The sequence below is a fragment of the Paenibacillus sp. FSL W7-1279 genome, from assembly GCF_037969845.1.
Lineage (GTDB): Bacteria > Bacillota > Bacilli > Paenibacillales > Paenibacillaceae > Paenibacillus_AQ.
In genome coordinates this window covers 1076418-1095000 of the sequence record NZ_CP150215.1, presented here as the reverse complement: position 1 = coordinate 1095000, position 18583 = coordinate 1076418, and the positions used below count along the sequence as shown (strand labels likewise).

Sequence of the window (18583 nt, the reverse complement as noted above, 5' to 3'; positions counted from 1 at the left end):
ACTTGCATGTATTAGGCACGCCGCCAGCGTTCGTCCTGAGCCAGGATCAAACTCTCCAATAAGGATCGGAAGGAATCTCACACCCGAAGGTGATGAGGTGTTCCATCCTATGTTTGACTTGCTCATTTCTTAACTGACGAGAATTTGTTCAACTCTCTATTTCAACGTCCCACCAAAGTGGTTCGTTTTACTCACTCGTTGTTCAGTTTTCAAAGATCAACTTCTTTGTCACCGGCGAATCTCGTTCGCACCAGCAACTCTTATATCTTATCACATCCGCTCGATCATTGCAAGCTTTTTTTGAATTTAATTTTTCAAATTCATTTTGGCTTGTTGTCCCAAGCGTTTGTTTCGACCGTATTTCTTGGCCGGAAATATAATATACCATGTGCAGATCAAGAATGCAAGTCTTTTTCGAAAAGTTTTTTCATAGAATGCTTTCTATTAATATAATGCTCTTGATGACACGTCTACTCGGTGACAAACCCTTTCTATACTAATATGACTAACTTAACCCTAGCTTCCCCAACATCCTGTTATCTTAGCAATTACCCCTACCTGCATTGGCAGTCATAAAAAAGCGAAAGCTCCGGATAGATACCCGAAGCCTTCGCTCTATTTATTCATTTATATAGTAGTATTCCAAAATTACTCGGCACCGAGGAAAGCGTATCGGATCAGGATGATCACAAACAAGATCCACATCAGCCAATGCACCTTAGTATCTGTGCGTCCGATCAACTTGCCAAATACCGCAAGGATGACATAAGCAATGATACCAGCAGAGATGCCGTTAGCGATACCGCCAGTGAAAGGCATCAGGATGATGGTCAAGAATGCCGGGAATGCCTGCATGAAATCATCCCACTCGATATCCCGAACCTGACTCATCATCAGCACACCGACAATTACGAGTGCCGGCGCGGTAGCAGCCGAAGGAACAACCAGAGCAATCGGAGCCAAGAACAATGCCAATATAAAGAGCACGCCAGTAGTAACAGCGGTCAAGCCTGTACGTCCACCCTCGGCGACACCCGAAGTACTTTCCACGAAAGCTGTGATTGTACTTGTTCCAAGGAATGCGCCTGCGCTTACGCCGCCGGCATCCACGAGCATCGCTTTACCAAGCTTCTTCTCGCCTTCCTCTTTGTTCTTGAGGAGTCCCGCACGACCTGCGGTACCAACCAATGTACCGAACGTATCGAATAGTTCAACGAATGTAAAGATGAAAATAACTTCGATAAGACCAATGCCAAGCGCGCCCTTCAAGTCCATCTGTCCGACAGCCAGATTATCAAATGAAGGAATCCAGCTTGCAGTGCTCAGACCTGACAGATCGGTTACTCCCATCGGAATGCCAATCAGCGTCGTGAGCACGATACCAATAAGCAGAGCGCCTTTCAGTTTCAGGACCATCAGGATGGCGATCAGGAACAGCCCGATGATCGCAAGCAGCGTATCCTTGTTCTCAACGAAATTCCCAAGGCCAAGATTGAAAGCACCGCCTGGTACCGGATGAGTAATATCCGTTCCCGGGTTAATGGAAGCCGTCACAATGTTGCCTAGCTTAAGACCTACGATGGTAATGAACAAGCCGATACCGACCGTAATGGCAATCTTTAAGTTGTTCGGAACTGCAGTCAGCAGCATTTGGCGGACTTTGGTTACCGTGAGAATGATAAATACGATACCGGAGATGAACACTGCACCGAGTGCGGCCTGCCAAGTAATCGCACCGTTCGAGCTTAATACCACCGTCATGAAATACGCGTTCAAACCCATACCGGGTGCCAACGCAACCGGTATATTAACGAAGAAACCCATGGCCATCGTCACAAGACCGGCACCTACTGCAGTAGCGAAAAATACGCCTTCCTGCGGAATACCTGCGCCATCAGGGCCCAGGAACAGATTGTTGACCAGCAGGATGTAAGCCATGGTCATAAAGGTCGTCAAGCCTGCGATAATCTCGGTTCTTACATTTGTTCCGTGTTCCTTTAGTTTAAAGAAACGCTCCATTGTAGAGATATCCCCCTTAAAATTAATGACCGGCAACATACAAAAAAGACCCTAAGGATAAATCCCCAGGGCCGTCGCTTGAAAAAAGAGCCGCAAAACAATCATTCGCATGCTGCAGGGCAGCATCCTTATCGAATAACCTGCTGCTTAATGGAACGCTGCTCCATCTTGCAGGCCGATATCTCGAATGCTGGACGAGTCCGCATCATTATATTGCCGCTCTTCTTTTCGTAGCGAGATCATTACGGTGACCTGTAGAGACTCCCGGGCCCATTCCCGGGATTATACGAAAAAGCTCGTTATTTGTAGTTGTCATGTCAGTTTCTACACATATTCTAGGACGAGAAGCCCAACCTTGTCAATAACAAAAACGAATATTATGCTTGTCAATTTAAAGAAACGTTCGGGATTTGATATTCCACAACCTATTCATTCTAGGACAACCGAACTACATACGACAAAATACACCCCCGGAACAGGGACAATGTGCACATGACCCCTCAAATCCGCTCGCGAGGTACATTCGTTTTCAATTTTTAAATCTTAGCTGTCCTTACGCTCCCCACCTAGCCCTCTCATTTCACTCGATGGCAGCAGACGCGATCCAAACCGGATGGTTTCCACACGCAGAATAAACAGGGATCACTGTGCTCCTTAGGAGAAACTTATGGCTATTTTACCGACAGCATGGTGGGTCTCACTTAATGCGTGGGCATCGTAGAGCCCTTTTTGCGAAAAAGGAAACATAGCTCCGACTACGGATCTTACTTTTTTTTGCTCCAACAGGGCTGCTATTTCCTGAAGCTGCTGACCATTGGGATCCAGCCATATATTTTTGGCGGTTACGTCGTATTGTCTTACCAGCTCTTCATCAAAATCGCTGACAATGGATATGATTCGCCCGGTATGTTTCTTCAGCACTTTAAAGCTGTTCTTCTGAACGTCACCGCCCATCGTATCGAACACGACATCCACATCCGATAAAACATCTTCAAAAGGGGTCGTCCGATAATCAATAATCTGGTCAGCTCCGAGTGAAGCCAACAGCTCATGATTACGCTCACTGGCTGTCGTAATCACATAGGCGCCCGCTTGTTTGGCAAACTGGATTGCGAACATGCCAACGCCACCTGCGCCTGCGTGAATCAACACCTTCTCTCCATGGGTCAGTTCACCATGTGTAAACAGCGCCTGCCAAGCCGTCAGTCCTGCGAGCGGAACGGATGCGGCTTCCTCCCATGAGATAGCAGCAGGCTTACGCGCCAGCAGGTGATCATCCACCAAAGTATATTCGGCATATGTGCCAAAACGGGTCGTTTCCGGACGGGCAAACACTTCGTCTCCCACCTTCCAATCCGTTACCTCGTCCCCAATTTCCGAAATCGTCCCGGCCACATCCCAACCCAAAATAATCGGAAACTCCCAATCCATCATTTGTTTTAAATAGCCCTCACGAAGCTTCCAGTCTATTGGATTTATCGAGGTGGCGGCCACCTTAACTAAGACCTGATGCGCTTGCGGTGAGGGGGTAGGCACTTCTCTTTCCTGTAGTTCTTCCTTGCCCCCATAACGATCAATGACGATAGCCTTCATTCTTTTTCCTCCTCACAGGTTTAGGTCTTGGTTCAACCTCCCTTAACGCTCGCACCTGACTTTTGCACCCTAACGTATTATTTATCTTAATTCACAAAAGATGCATGCAATAAAACCAATGGCATTTACCCGTCCAGAGGAGAACGGTTTTTGTCGTATAAGCACACAAAAAAACCTTCAATTCCACAGGTGTGGATTTGAAGGTTATTGGGTTTAGTACAGCTGTATAAAAACTATTCCCACTCGATCGTTGCTGGCGGTTTGGAAGTCACGTCATACACGATGCGGTTGACGTTCTCGACTTCGTTCACGATACGAACGGAGATTTTCTCCAGCACATCCCATGGGATACGCGCCCAGTCCGCCGTCATGCCGTCGATGGAAGTTACGGCACGGATACCTACGGTGTAGGAATACGTACGTGCATCACCCATGACGCCGACACTCTTCATGTTCGGAAGCGCCGTGAAATACTGCCAGATCTCGCGATCCAATCCCGCTTTCGCGATCTCTTCACGCAGGATGTAGTCCGAATCACGAACGATTTGCAGCTTGTCCTCCGTTACTTCACCCAGTACGCGGATCGCAAGACCTGGGCCAGGGAAAGGCTGACGGTGAACGATCTCATCCGGTAAGCCCAACTCCTCGCCGACTTTACGAACCTCATCCTTAAAGAGAGCTTTCAACGGCTCAATCAGCGTGAATTTCATATCTTCTGGCAGCCCGCCGACATTGTGGTGGGATTTGATCGTATGCGCCGTGTCCGTACCGCTCTCAACGATATCGGTATACAGCGTGCCTTGAGCCAAGAATGCAAAATCATCAAACTTGCTGGACTCCTCATCGAATACGTAGATGAACTCGTTGCCGATGATTTTCCGTTTTTTCTCCGGATCGTCTACGCCTTTCAGCTTGGACATGAAGCGTTCCTGAGCGTCAATCTTAACGACCTTCATATCAAACTTGCCGACGAAGGTTTCCATAACGCTCTCAGCTTCGCCCTTGCGCAGCAGTCCATGATCGATGAACATGCATGTCAGCTGATCGCCAATTGCCTTGTGAATCAGCATGGCCACAACGGAGGAATCCACGCCGCCGCTCAGTGCGCACAGCACTTTTTGCTCGCCAACGACTTCACGGATTTCACGGACCTGGTCCTCGATAAAAGTCTCCATGCTCCAGTTGCCTTCGCATCCGCACACTTCGTACAAGAAATTCTTGATCATTTCATTACCATGGACGGAGTGACGAACTTCCGGATGGAACTGCACGGCGTACAGCTTCTTATCCTCGTTACTCATCGCGGCGATCGGTGCGGATTCCGTTCCTGCATCCAGCTTAAAGCCGGAAGGCAGCGATACCACGTGATCACCATGACTCATCCATACCGTTTGTTTTTGCTCAATCCCTTTTACAAGCGTTGAGTTCGGTGCAAACTCCAATTCAGCTTTGCCGTATTCACGTTTCGAAGCACGTTCTACTTTTCCGTCCAGCTGTTGAGCCATCAGCTGCATGCCGTAGCAAATGCCGAAGATCGGCAGTCCCAGATCATAAATGGCGGGGTCCACATGCGGTGCATTCTCGGAATACACGCTGGAAGGACCTCCTGAGAAAACAATGCCGCGCGGGGAAAGTTCTTTAATTTTCTGAGCGGACGTGTTGTATGGCAGAAGCTCACTATAAACGCCGAGATCGCGAATGCGTCGTGCTATAAGTTGGTTGTACTGTCCACCGAAGTCTAAAACGACGATGATTTCATTAGGCTTATTCATTACCGGGCCTCCCTTGATTAATGAAATTAATTATACGCAACCCTAATTCATACCGTCAAGAAAGAGGGGCTTTTGTTTTCATGCCAGTTTTTTGACAATTCGAATACATTGGCGTAAAAAGAGGACTTTTTCGGTACGGGACCAAGGTTCGTCATCGTATGCCGCCCGCTCCCAGCGCTGCGCAAACTGCTCCAGCTCCGCCCTGAATTCAGCATCGGCAATCGACAAGGCATTGACGTATTGACGCATGGTCTGCCCTTTTTCCAAATCTCCAAACCTTCGCTGGAGCTTGTCCCAAACCCATGCCGAGATCGATACGAGTCCCTCCCGCCCGCTTACCGCTATCGTTCTGGCCATCCTCAGAAAAGCCAAACTTTGGCGCACGGTCGGAATTTGATAAACAACCGCCACAAGGATGGGAAGAACCAATAGTAGAACGCCCCCAAACATCACAGGACCGATGGCGGTTATCAGAAAGAGTACTTTAGCGGCTCCGTAAATCATGGAGTCCCACAGGCTGTTCCAGTACTTAAGCCCGGCAGAACCGGAATCGCCAACCAGTGGAGGCGTGGACACCTGCTCGATGCTAAAGCCCGGGGTCGGATCGAACAGCACCCAGCCTTGTCCCGGGAAAAAAACCTCAACCCATGCATGCGCATTCTTTTGGGCTACCTCATAACGGTCTACCGTACCTGCCACCGGCTCACCCGGTGCAAATCCGGTCACGTAGCGTGCCGGGATGCCTTCGGATCGAAGCAGCACGGTCATCGTCGTAGCAAAATGAACGCAGTATCCTTCCTTCGTATCAAACAAAAAATAATCGGTAAAATCCTTGCCTTCCGGAGGCACCGACGTTTGCAGGGAATAGGTATAGTTCTGCTCCAAATAGGATTCGATAGCTTTCGCCTTTTCATACCTGTTCACAGCGTCCCGTGTGATCTCCCTTGCTAAATCCCTCACCCTGAGGGGCAGCTGCTCGGGAAGCTGGAGGTACATTTCCTTCATATATTCAGGATCGTTGTTGGTTGCACTGCGGAGCGATTGCTCCTCAGGCTGACTATATAAGGTTTCTATGGTATAACCGGATACCGCCCTTTCGCCCTGCAAGGATACCGTTTCGGACAGCCTGTCAACGGCGAGCCTCGGTGTACCTCTCTCTTTGGAGAAATGGATCTCCTTTACGCTGGTAATAATGCCTCCTGACAGCACGGACTGGATCGGAGTATCTTGTTCAAAAGTCAGTGTCTGGACAAGCTTGTCTCCGGAAGGACGCTCCCAATAGGGCAGGATGCCGCTCAGGTCCTCCGACAGCTTGACGGGCTTGCGGATAGAAGGATCCGCCTCCCACTTCCGTCCATCATACCGGTTATACGTGTCTCCTCGCCAATAAGTCGGTTCAGGCGACTGTGCGGTAAAATACAACGCATCACTCAGCGTTAACGGTCCTCCCAAATCTTTTCCTTGGGAAGCGTATCCGGCAACCTGGGAGGCAGGAATCGACGGTTCCCTGTTTCCCCAGACAAGGTCTCCCCATCCCGTCAGACGTGCCGCCATTTCGGACACCGTTAATCCCACGCCTGCCGACGGCTCGCTAATAACTCCCCCCACTCGGGTAATACCGGCGATCAGACCGGAAGCAAGCAGCACCACCAGACTCCAGCGAAGCACAGGCAGCCCGGACAAGCGGCCGGATCGAACGGGCTCAGGGATGTCCAATTCAAAAGAGGTTCCCTCCACGGTTTCCTGCTTCAGCTTAAGGATCAGCATCATGCCCTGGGCCAGCAAAATGTACAGCACCGCACGCAGCATATCGCCATAGATGCTTTCTTCCATGGCAGATTCCAGCACCGCCAAATAAACCAGCGTCGAACCGCCAAACAACCACACGGTTCGGCGATACAAAGCCAGCATATGGACCGCGGATACCATGATAGCCCAGCCGACAAGCAGAATGATCGTTCTCGTTTCCTGGCTTAAGGCAGTAAACTCCCACGCATTTCCGAATGCCGAAACGTCACCCGGTAGTGTCTCCGAAGCATAATCGGACAGCCATGCCAACGGATGGCTATATTCAAACAACCGGGCACACAGCCAGACCACCAGAACGGCGTTCAGCGGCAGCCAAACCCAGCCCCGCAGCGTAAACAATCCTTGGAGCAGCAAGAATAAAGCCCAGATGAATAAGGTTTGCAACATAAGATGGCTGCCCATGTCACCTGCATCCCGAAGCGGCAATAGCCACTCTGACAGCAGTCCCATAACCGGCAGCGTAATCAATATACGATGAAGAATCGTTCCGTGCGTCAATCGGGAGACGAAAATAGAGGGTACATTCCAGGCTCCGGATATTCCGGCCTTACGATGGCCTCCATCCCTAACGGGCGAGCTTCCCGGTCCGCTCATGGTCGGCACCTCCTATCTTCATTGGCTTCCTCTCTGTCCGCTTTTCATGCAAGTAAACCAGCTTTCCGCCTTTGCTGAAAAACTCCCGTGCCCACTCCGTCAACGCATAATTCTCTAATGGACTCACCTCTAAGCCTGAGTTACCAGCCGATTTCAGACGCGTTACACTTTGCGTACAGAAGATGGTAACCTTTCTGCTGCCCTCATTCAGCAGGTGGATTGCTGCGACAGCCGCTCCCTCATGAAAAACGCCCGTAATAATTGCCCAATCCTTATTCTTTTGCGAGGGAGAAAGAGACTTCACGAAGCTTCGGTCCCGTACAGGACCGTTCCCGGTTAGCTGAACGGAGGCAAACGGAACTAACGTGTCCTGCTGGCCCTTGAACACGTCCTTGTATTCGTTTCGCCGATCCTCTATCCCAGCCCCATCGATATATAGTTGATAGGGAACTTTGTAGCGGATGAGCCGGGATACAAATCCTGCTGCCGCAGATACCGCGTCTTCAAATGCATCCTCCGGTTTCAAGGCGCCAAGACCTGCATACCCTTGGAGCGATGTATCCAGCACAACCCCCTGCCTTGATCCATACCCCTCATGCGGCATGAAGGATTGCAGGCGTCCCAGCTTCGCGGAATTCTTCCAATGAATCCGGTTCATGGGATCACCGGGAACATAGTCTCGCACGCCCGATCCTCTCATTTCATTCCAAACATGGAAGCGTACCCGTTCATCTTCGAAGTCCATATCGCTTCCATGCATGGGCACTTGGGCCTCCGGCCACTCGGCGGGTTTTGGCAGCACAATTATGCCGCCAGTATCGCTTTGCACGCTCCGGCTTGTTCTGAACCAGCCGAACATATCGCCCCATTCCACCTCGCTATAGATCGAAGACCAGACTCCGCGGGGAACCTGGTTCAGTCTGTAGGTATACTCGAGCCTTCGCTTCATGCCGGGGAACAGCAGCTTACGGTATTCCCTGATGCCGATCCGGTCGGTTATGATAAGCCACGGCACGGGCAGAAGAGAACGATAGGTTACTTGAACCGTCATCTGAGCAGAATCTCCCGCTTGTAAGCATGAAGGGGAGCTTGTATGCGCAATGGTGATTCGTGTTGGGCCCAGCAAACTTGTCAAAGCTCCGCCAAGCAATAAAATCGTGCTTGCCCACCATACAAGCCGCAGCGATTCCCCGCCTAACCAAACATAAAGACCCAAAGAAACGGACCAGATGGCCACTCCTCTCGACCATTCCAGCAGACGGCGTTTCATGACGGATTCCCCTTCCGGCTTCGCTGGCGCGGCAGATCAAACCTCGTAATGATGGACTCCACCATTTCATAAGGCGTTATGCCGGCAGCGCGTGCCTCATGAGACAGATGAAGCCGGTGGGTGAGCACAGGAACGGCAACGCGCAGGCAGTCATCAGGGATGACATACATTCGTCCTGTCAAAAAGGCGGCCGCCTGTGAAGCGCGGAGCCACGCCAATGTCCCTCTCGGACTAATCCCTAAGGACACTCCCTGCTGTTTTCGGGATGCATCGGCCACACTGACCATATAACGTTTTATGGTGTCATCCACAAATACGCGGGAAACCATCTGCTGCATTCGTATGAGTTCGGATCCCATCATGAGGGGCTTCAGATCGTCCAGTCTGGAACTGCCCATCCCCCGCTCCAGCAGCTCCAATTCACCCTCCATATTGGGATATCCCAGCGATAATCTCATCAAAAAGCGGTCCAGCTGCGCCTCCGGCAGGCGGCTTGTGCCTTCATATTCGTACGGATTTTGCGTTGCCAGCAGGAAGAACGGGGCAGGCAGCGGATACGTATGGCCGTCCACGGTGACGCGCTCCTCTTCCATCGCCTCCAGCAGCGCGGATTGCGCCCGCGGCGATGCCCGGTTGATCTCATCGGCCAACACAATATTGGACATCACGGGTCCTGGCCTGAATACGAATTCTCCCGTATGCGGATAATAGACCGACGCCCCTGTAATATCCCCTGGCATCAAATCATACGTAAACTGAATGCGGCTGAAATCGCAGCCGATTAAAGCGGCCACCGACTTCACCAGCATGGTCTTCCCGACTCCCGGCACATCCTCCAGCAGCACATGTCCTCCGGCCAGCAAGGCAATCATCGTTAACGAGATTTGCTCCTCATGTCCGACAATGACACTCCCGATCCGTTTGGTAACCCTCCCCAGAAGCTCGGGTGCCCACTCCGGGTGGTTCGCTTCTTCAGCATGAACGGATGAACTAAACAAGAACATCAACCCCCAACCTATATTCATAGATTATTAGATAGCGGTAACTTGGAATATTGAATCTATGAATAGGTTTTCCAAGAAAGCAAGAAGATAGACGTCATTTACTAGAAAAGCATTGGCCTGTCTTGCATGATTTATAGCGTACGGTCCGCCTGGCCTAATCGGCATTTACACAAAAAAGGCCAGCCCGTTATACAGGCTGGCCTCTAACTCATTCATAATTTTCATTCTGGCTTTCATCGTTCCATTCTGCCTTTCATCGTTCAAGTCTGATCATCGTATTAACGATTCACAGCCTTAATCATTCCAATTCCAAATCCGGTCAAGGATCACAGCCGCCTGAGCACGCGTAAAGTATGCTTTCGGCTCGATTTTGCCGTTCATTCCGTTCACGATGTCCGAACCTGCAAGCGCTGCTGCACTCGATTTAGCATACTCGGCGACCTGATCCCCATCAGCAAAAGAATCCAGTGACCCCTGTCCTTCCAGCTTCTTGCCAGCTGCCTCCAGAGCACGCTGCGTCGTTACCATCATGTCCTGGCGTTTCATTGGCGTGTCCGGCAAGAAACGGTTTCCTCCGACACCTTGAACGAGCCCAAGCTCTGCGGCGATCTGCACGTCTTCGTAATAATATGCCGAAGGCAAAACATCTCCGAACGCTGCCCGGCCTTCGCCCGAGCCTTCCAGCTCCAACGCGCGTACGAGCAGAACGAGGAATTCGGCTCGAGTAATCGGGTTCAACGGATTGAATCTTGTTTCGGTCTCACCTTGAATGATCCCGCGAGATGCCATCGTTTCGATTGCATCGATCGCCCACGGCACATGCTTCAGGTCATGAAACGTCTTGTATGCGGAGGCGACTGCAAACGTGCCGCCATGCGGCAGCGCAGCACGAACGATCCCATCTGCGGAGTTATACCGGCTGCTGGAAAGCGGAACCCCGCGCCCGTTAGAGTCGATATGCCAAACCATGATATGATTCGGTCGTGCAAGCTCTTCCTCGGTGGGGGAATAAGGCACCGACCAGATGAGACGATGCTTACCCTGTTTCCAGGACAAAGCCCTCTCGCCAGCAAGAACCTCTGCCCGGAACACCGGACGATCGCCGATCTTCTCGCGAAGGGCCGCATCCAGATTGCCGCCCGACGATTTCTCCAGACGCAGCGTTACGGTTTCCGTATCCGTTACACCGGTCCCCTGAATCAACACGCTTGGCATTTCCAGCGTACCGAACTCCGTTTGGACTAGGAGAACGGCCTGCGGATTCTCCAGCAGCCACTTACCCGGCAGCAGAATGTCATAGGACTGGGCTCCTCTCTGCGCCGGAACGTTAACAAGCGCCCGCTTCGTTCCGGTAGTTCCAGCCACTGCCTTTTCCATTGCCTGCTGAAGCACTCGGCTCGAGACTCCAACCGTGATCCGCCCGTCATGGTTCCGGATTTCGAGTGAAGACGTACTTGGAGCTGGACTCGGACTGCTTCCGCCACCGCCCGCAGTTCCGCCGCTTCCACTGTTGCCGCCCCCACTCTGTTCTCCGCCGTTTCCATTTCCTCCGCCGGGAGCGGAGCTCTTCGTAAATTCCAGCACGCCGAATCGGGTCGTGTTCTGATAGGATTGGCCGGTCGGATCCGACCATATAGCCACACTGTCTCTTGTACCTTGGCCGTCTTCATCGTTGTTCACCTGAAAATCGAAACCGATCACCGTCCCTTTCTCAGGTTTGATCTTATCCAGGCGGATCGCTGCTTCAACGACATATCCGCCTTCGATAACCTTCGCAGCGGAAACGAAATTATCCTCGCCCGCATGACCGCCGAAGGAACGCGCATTGTTGAAGTTCATCCGGTACTGTCCATCATCTTCTTGGTAAACATCCGTCTTTCCATTATTCTGATCCACAAAAATCTCTACCGAATCCTGCTCCCATACGTTGGGACTCGCATCCGATAACAAGCTGTCGCTAATAATGGCATAAACGTACAGGTGATCCTCATCCCATAGCGTCCGGAATGTGGCGGTCGCGCCGCTGTTTCCCTCGACCCACACGTCGGTTGCCAGTTCCCCGGCATCCTTCCAGATGCCGTCGAGTTCGCCGTCTACCGTTGGGGTGCCATAGCCGGCCTGGGCCGATTTCGGCGCAGCGGAGAGCGTTAGAATGCCGAGTCCCTCCTGATCGCTGTCCTGGGCATGCCTTGGATCGCTCCAGGACACCACCGCTCCGTTCTTGCCATGCTCGGAGCCGTCATCCGAGCCGGAATCCGTTACTCGGACATCGAAATAAATCTCGCCGCCCAGCGCTCCTGCTCCGTTTAACTGGAGGAGGGCTTCCCCAGCGTAACCCGCAGCGGTCTCGACCGTATTGGCGGCTCCACGCTGAATCTCGGCTTTTTGCACAGCACCGTTCACTACAGCGAATATTTCGGCCTGATCTCCGGGAGATATCGAGCCGTCCGACACGTCAACCTTGACGTAGACATGGTCCCTGTCCCATAGCGTCTTAAATTCGGCAGATAGCGAGCCAAGCTGCTCCGTCTTAAAGGCCGGAACCAGATTCCAGGCAAAATCCGGTTGTCCGTCAACAACCGCCTTGCCCTCCACGGCCATTCCGGTCTTTCTTACTATCGTTAGCCTGGAAGGATCGACCATCCCCCAATAGGCTGGCTTGGCCTGATACTGCTTGTCAAAAGGAAACGGGGCATCCTGTCGTCCCGTACCCGCGGGACGGTCATGCAGCCAGGTATGGTCGTCTGCGATCCCCCAAAGGGTGACATTGCTGATCCAGCCCCCTTCCACGCCTGCATCGGCGCCCATTTGATCCAGCCGCTTCAATTCTTCAAACAGCTCTTTGTACCGATAGCCTTGCTTGTCGAGCAATTCCTGGGGAACGGTCTGGTAGGTGTCGGTATTGTTCGTGTACACCGAAACGTCCAGCTCGGTGAGCTGATTATCAAAGCCGGCCTCGCCGAACATCCGGATGGAATCCGAGATTTGCTGGATGGACGGCCCGCTGATATTGATGTGCGTTTGATGGCCCACGCCATCGATCGGAACGCCTTCCGCCTTCAGCTGTTTCATAAGATTCAGCAGATAATCGCGTTTCTTCGGGTTGTGCGTGCTGTAATCGTTGATGTAGAGCTTGGCCTCGGGGCCGGCAGCGTCACGCGCCGCATGAAAGGCGGTCCGGATATAGTCGAGTCCCGTTATCCGGTACCACTGGCTGTCCCGCATGCCGTCCGGACGCCCTTCGTCAATGACCTCATTCACGACGTCCCAATCGCGGGCATCTCCCTTGTAGCGGCCGGCCACATCATGGATATAAGCTTCCAGTCTCTGAAGGACGAGCGCTTTATTCTCCGGCGTGGCTTCGAGATATTGGCCCTGATCATCCTTCAGCATCCATTCGGCGCCTTGCTGATGCCACAGCAGCGTATGGAACCGGAGGTTCATGCCATGATCCCTGGCATAATCGCTGATGAGATCCGCGTTGGTAAAGTTATAGGTTCCCTCTCTCGGACTGAGAGATTCCGGCTTCATCACGTTCTCGGCAACAAGCGAGTTGTAATGGTAATCCAGAAGCTCCTTGTGCACGCCGGACAGATGCTTGAGCTCCACGGCTGCCCCAATCTCGAAATAATCCGCATACACATCCTTCAGCGCGGGAATATCCGTCTGAATCGAGCCCGGCAGTGCGAGCTTAATGTCATCGATATAGAAATTGGAAAGATCCGAGGTTTCCATATACAGCTTCAATGTTTCCATATCTGAAGTGAAGCCAAAGGTTCCTTTCAGCTCCACCCACTCCGTGCCGCTCGCGGAGGCTGAGGCAACGGTCGTATAGGACGTTTCTGCTGCGCCCGCTGCTTTGTTCTCCATCGAAAGGGATATTTTGACCGGAGCGGCAGGCGCCTGCTCAAGCCTCGCATAGGCTGAGATCGTATACGTTTTTTGGCTCACCATGATGTCTTTAACGTCTTGGCTGGGCCCGTTCCAGCTGTTCGACCGCTCATGGACCTTTAAGCCGTAGCCGCCGCTACGGGCTGCTTCTGGGACAGCTTCTACGGTCTCCGAATCGCGTGGTCCCCAATCCATCGTCGTTCCGTCTTCAAAATCCCATACGACCGTATTCTTTCCCCCCGGTATCTCAATACCCGGGTCTGGTGCCGGCTCAATCAACCGGACCTTGAATTCGTCCATATAATAAGCGGCGTCCGCACTGCTTGGACTCTGCAGATATACCTGCAAGGCTGAAGCGTTAGCATCGTATTTATAATGGCCCTTCACCTCTACCCACCCGTCGGCAGTTACATCGACCGGACTGCTGAAGTTCACATATTCCGGCTCGGCTCCGGTTTGCTGCATGGCAAGCTGAAGCTGCTGAGTCCCTTGGGTGCCCTCCTTCAAATGGACATATGCGGAAATTTCATAGGTAGCTCCTTTGTCCAGCCGGTTCGTGGCGGATAGATCAAATCCCGGTCCGTTCCAATTCGCCGTCCTTCCCTCCGTCAGCAGGCTCCCCGTCCCTTCATATGCATAGGTAGCCGAGGTCACCGTCTCCGTCCCCCGTTTGAACCACCCCTCCGTCCCGCCATCGAAATGCTGGTGAATCACAAGATCCTGATCAGCGGGCGTTTGAGCCGGATCAACCGCCGCTGCGCTCCAGCCAGGCGGAATAAGCAGCATGAACGCGATCAGCATCAGGCTGATCCTTCTAATGATTGTTCTCTTAGACACGAAATGCTTGCCTCCTCATTGGTTGCATTTATGGTCTGTCATATAGCGAAACCTGGATTATTCCTTGACGCTGCCCACGTTCAATCCGACTACGAAATATTTCTGCATGAACGGATAAACCAGCAGAATCGGAACCGATGCCACGACCGTTACGGCAGCGCGAATCGAAATCGGCGTTACCATGTTCACCGCAGCGTCCTGCGTCATCCCGGCTCCTGCAGCCACTGCCGGGTTGCTGTTCGCGTTCATACTGGATGACAGCAGCTTCATCAGCTCATACTGCAAAGTGCTCAGCTCTTGGCGGGAGGAGGTATAGATGAATGCATCGAACCAGGAGTTCCAAGCCCCCACGGCCACGAACAGCGCAATGGTTGCCAACACCGGCTTACACAGCGGGAAGATGATCCGGATGAAGATTTTAAAATCTCCGGCTCCGTCAATTCTTGCCGATTCGACCAAGCTTTCCGGAATCGTTCCGATATACGTCCGGATAACGATCATATTAAATGCGCTGATCATCGACGGGATCACATATACCCAGAACGAATTCAGCAGGTGCAAGTCCTTCATCAGAAAATATCCAGGAATCAAGCCGGCGTTAAAGTACATCGTCAGAATAAAGATCAATGTAATCGGCTTGCGGAATACATATTCCCGACGGCTCAGCGTATACGCCAGCATCGTGGTCAAGACCAGATTCAGCAGCGTTGAAAGCACTGTTCTTGCCACGGAAATCCAGAACGCGTCATATATCGTTCCCGAAGCGAATACCGCCTTGTAGTTCTGCCAGGTAAATTCCCTCGGCCAGAGATAGATTCCGCCCCGGATCGTATCATTCCCCGCATTCAGGGAAACGACGATCGTGTTCAGAAACGGATATAATGTGACAACGACAAGACCAATCATAAACAAGGTATTGAATGTATTAAAAAGGATCGGCTCTACTCTTTTTTTTCTGACGGATTTAGGCGCTGCGGCAGCAGTTGCTGGCCCAGGGCTGATTGTTTGATTTGCCATTATAGCAGCCTCTCTTCCCCTAGCCGTTTCGCGACTCCGTTTGCAATCAATAACAGCGTCACACTAACGACCGTTTTAAATATACCGGCAGCCGTTGCTAATGAGTAATTGCCTTGGGCAAGCCCGTACTTCAGCACGAAAATGTCAATCGTTTGCGACCAGTCGACAACAAGACCGTTGCCCAGCAAGTATTGAACCTCGAAGCCTGCTTCCAGAATGTGACCGACCTGCATGATCAACAGAATGATGATCGTTGGCTTAATGCCCGGCAAAGTAACATGGAACATTTTCCGATAGCGGCTTGCCCCGTCCATATCGGCAGCCTCATAAAGCGCCGGGTCGATGGATGCCATCGCAGCCAAATATATAATCGTATTCCAGCCGACTTCTTTCCAAACATGCGACGCTCCGACGATTCCCCAGAAGTATTTGCCTTCACTGAGCCATTGGATCGGCTCCTTGATGAGATGCAGCTTCATAAGGACATCATTGATGATTCCGTCCGAAGCCAAGCTCGTCGCCACAATCCCGGTTACGATGATCCAGGATAGAAAGTGCGGAAGATAGGAGATCGTCTGTACGGTTCTTTTCCAAACCACTTTCTTGATTTCATTCAGTAACAATGCAAGGATAATTGCAGTCGTAAAGCCGAGAATCATATTGATAACACTCATTGCGAGCGTATTGCGAAGCACTTGCAGGAAACTTTCATCCTTAAAAAGAAATTCAAAATGTTTAAATCCTACCCACGTCTGTTCACTAAAGTCTCTAGCCGGCTTGTAGTTCTGGAAAGCCATGGTCCATCCCCAAATAGGAACGTAGGCAAACAAGATGATGTAAGCCATCAGAGGCACCGACATATAGATCAACTGTCTCTGTTCTTTGAGGACGGCCCAGGTGATTTTCTTGTTTGTCTTAGGCTTGCGGACGGCAGAGTCTTTGACTACGGTCTCTTCCATAAGTTTGTTCTCCCCAAAACCCTATATTTCGTAAAAAGGAAGGCAAGGAGCCTTCCCCATTCCGATTCATGTACCTTCCGCTGCTTTACTTAACAGACCAAGTGTCTCTTCTCCATTGCAGCACTTCATTAATCCGATCCTCGTAAGCCTTGATGTTGAGCTTGCGGATATCAGTGACGTACTCATCCCAGACGCTGTCGAATTCTTCCGGTTTAGCAAGAATGGCTTTTGGTAAGTACTTCGTGGACAACTCATTTTGCTTCGTATTCACGATTTTCGCTTCAGATCCGTCTACCAGGTCGACAGACCATGCCGGGTAAGCAATCTCGTTCTCAGGAGCTGGACTGAAGAAGTCAACATAGCTGTTGAAACCGTATTGGGCAAGGAAGTTCTTGTCATACTCTCTCAAAGCGGCTACCATTTCTTCAGGCTGTGCAGCGCCGTCTGTAGCGTTGCCGTCCGAGAATAAACCTTCCATTTTTGGTGCTTGACCGTGGAAAGAATCGGCTTTATTCGCGAGCTTCCAGGTTGCATCGGTAAACAGATCGCGCTGCTCTTGCGTTTTCATGAAGCGGCCGTCCTTGACAATGTAATCTTCCCCCTCGATCCCCCAGGACAAGATTTTTTGCCAATCTTCTTGAATCAGCGTATCCAACAATTTGATAATTCTGATCGCCTGCTCTTCGGATGCGTTGACCGTGATCCCGAAACCGTTATTGAGGTTCAGAGCCGGACGATCTTTGTAATGATCCTTGATACTTTCATCAAATACAAGCGGAAGACCGACATACGTTCTTTCATCTTTCTTCTGGGTAATCAGCGCGTCCTCTGCGCTTTGGAAGTTCCAGTGCTGGTCAAACATGCCAAGAACTGCGCCGCTGGAGATTTTCGCCATATACTGGTCAAAGTTCTGGGTGAACGTTTCCTTATCGATGATACCCAGGGCATTCATTTCGTTCAGTTTTTTATAATAACGTTTGGCATAGTCCTTATCGGCAAAAATTTCCGCCTTGCCGTCTTTAACAACTACACCGCCGTCATTCGGATGACCGATCAAATGCTGAGGAGCATTGAACAGGCCCCAGTTTTTCCAGTCATAGTTCAGAATTTCAAAGCCGATCGTCGGGGTACCGTCAATGGTCGGATGCTTTTCCTTGTATTGTTTAATGATGTCAAAATATTGATCCAAGGTTTTAACCTCTGGATATCCTGCCTCTGCCAATACGTCCTTCTGAATCCAGAAGGCTGGGCCCGAATAATAAGACGAGGTAACATCAGCATTCGTTACACCGTAATTTGGAAGATTGTAAATATGACCGTCATTCGGGTCTTTCATCATGTTCCAGTACTTCTCATAATGCTTCTTCAAGTTTGGCGCATGTTCTTCAATCAAATCCTCGAGCGGGATAAAGGCACCGGCAGCTGTCAGCTTTTGATTCGCTGTCATCATGTCCGGATAATCGCCGCCTGCAATCATAACGCCGAGCTTCTGGTCAATATCGCCTGCCAGGAACTCGAATTTGAAGGATGCTCCTGTCTTTTCCCTGATTAATTTATAAATCTTGTTGTCAGGTGTTGGTTGCTGGTCGGGTTGACCGATAAAAACACTCACCTCAAATGGTTCGATCTTATCCCCGTCCGTCCCGGGTGTTGTTTGTTCTGCGGAGTCCTTTGCTTCCGGCTGGGCCCCGCTATTTCCGTTTCCGCCCCCGCAGCCCGTAAGAACGATGCAAAGCGACAACAGCAACACCGTGCTGAGCCGAAGCCATGATTTTGTCTTACCCCCCATAAAAGCACCTCCGTCATAATGTGGTTACA

At 51.3% G+C, this 18583-nt stretch carries 10 protein-coding genes, 1 rRNA gene and 1 riboswitch (1 of these 12 running past the window's edge); all 11 genes read right to left on the bottom strand.

From position 1 onward, the window contains the following. A 16S ribosomal RNA gene (locus tag MKY82_RS04665) occupies positions 1-62 on the bottom strand (it extends 1494 nt beyond the left edge of the window). 586 nt (positions 63-648) lie between these two features. Then, positions 649-2019 (bottom strand): NCS2 family permease, encoded by a 1371-nt coding sequence (locus tag MKY82_RS04660; protein ID WP_071220837.1) that lies wholly within the window; start codon positions 2017-2019, stop codon positions 649-651. 211 nt (positions 2020-2230) lie between these two features. Further along, positions 2231-2329, bottom strand: a riboswitch (purine riboswitch). 344 nt (positions 2330-2673) lie between these two features. Continuing rightward, positions 2674-3612, bottom strand: coding sequence for an NADP-dependent oxidoreductase (locus MKY82_RS04655; protein ID WP_339295582.1), 939 nt, complete (start codon positions 3610-3612; stop codon positions 2674-2676). 233 nt (positions 3613-3845) lie between these two features. Continuing rightward, positions 3846-5384, bottom strand: a complete 1539-nt coding sequence (gene guaA / locus MKY82_RS04650) for a glutamine-hydrolyzing GMP synthase (RefSeq protein WP_113059352.1) — start codon at positions 5382-5384, stop codon at positions 3846-3848. 78 nt (positions 5385-5462) lie between these two features. After that, complete coding sequence (locus MKY82_RS04645; RefSeq protein ID WP_339295581.1) at positions 5463-7787, bottom strand: transglutaminase domain-containing protein; 2325 nt, start codon at positions 7785-7787, stop codon at positions 5463-5465. Beyond that, the gene (locus MKY82_RS04640) at positions 7759-9057 is read right to left on the bottom strand and encodes a DUF58 domain-containing protein (protein ID WP_339295580.1); all 1299 of its coding nucleotides are present in this window, start codon (positions 9055-9057) and stop codon (positions 7759-7761) included. Before MKY82_RS04640 ends, MKY82_RS04645 begins: the two co-directional genes overlap by 29 nt. Further along, positions 9054-10061 (bottom strand): MoxR family ATPase, encoded by a 1008-nt coding sequence (locus tag MKY82_RS04635; protein ID WP_339295579.1) that lies wholly within the window; start codon positions 10059-10061, stop codon positions 9054-9056. Before MKY82_RS04635 ends, MKY82_RS04640 begins: the two co-directional genes overlap by 4 nt. Positions 10062-10355: 294 nt before the next feature. Then, entirely contained in the window at positions 10356-14789 is a 4434-nt protein-coding gene (locus tag MKY82_RS04630; RefSeq protein ID WP_339295578.1) for an endo-1,4-beta-xylanase, read from the bottom strand. A gap of 57 nt (positions 14790-14846) precedes the next feature. Continuing rightward, on the bottom strand, positions 14847-15806 hold the full coding sequence (locus MKY82_RS04625) for a carbohydrate ABC transporter permease (RefSeq protein ID WP_007127858.1): 960 nt from the start codon (positions 15804-15806) through the stop codon (positions 14847-14849). After that, on the bottom strand, positions 15806-16765 hold the full coding sequence (locus MKY82_RS04620) for an ABC transporter permease subunit (RefSeq protein WP_339295577.1): 960 nt from the start codon (positions 16763-16765) through the stop codon (positions 15806-15808). Before MKY82_RS04620 ends, MKY82_RS04625 begins: the two co-directional genes overlap by 1 nt. An 85-nt stretch (positions 16766-16850) precedes the next feature. Beyond that, on the bottom strand, positions 16851-18554 hold the full coding sequence (locus MKY82_RS04615) for an extracellular solute-binding protein (RefSeq protein WP_145040907.1): 1704 nt from the start codon (positions 18552-18554) through the stop codon (positions 16851-16853). Between the last annotated feature and the right edge of the window lie 29 nt (positions 18555-18583).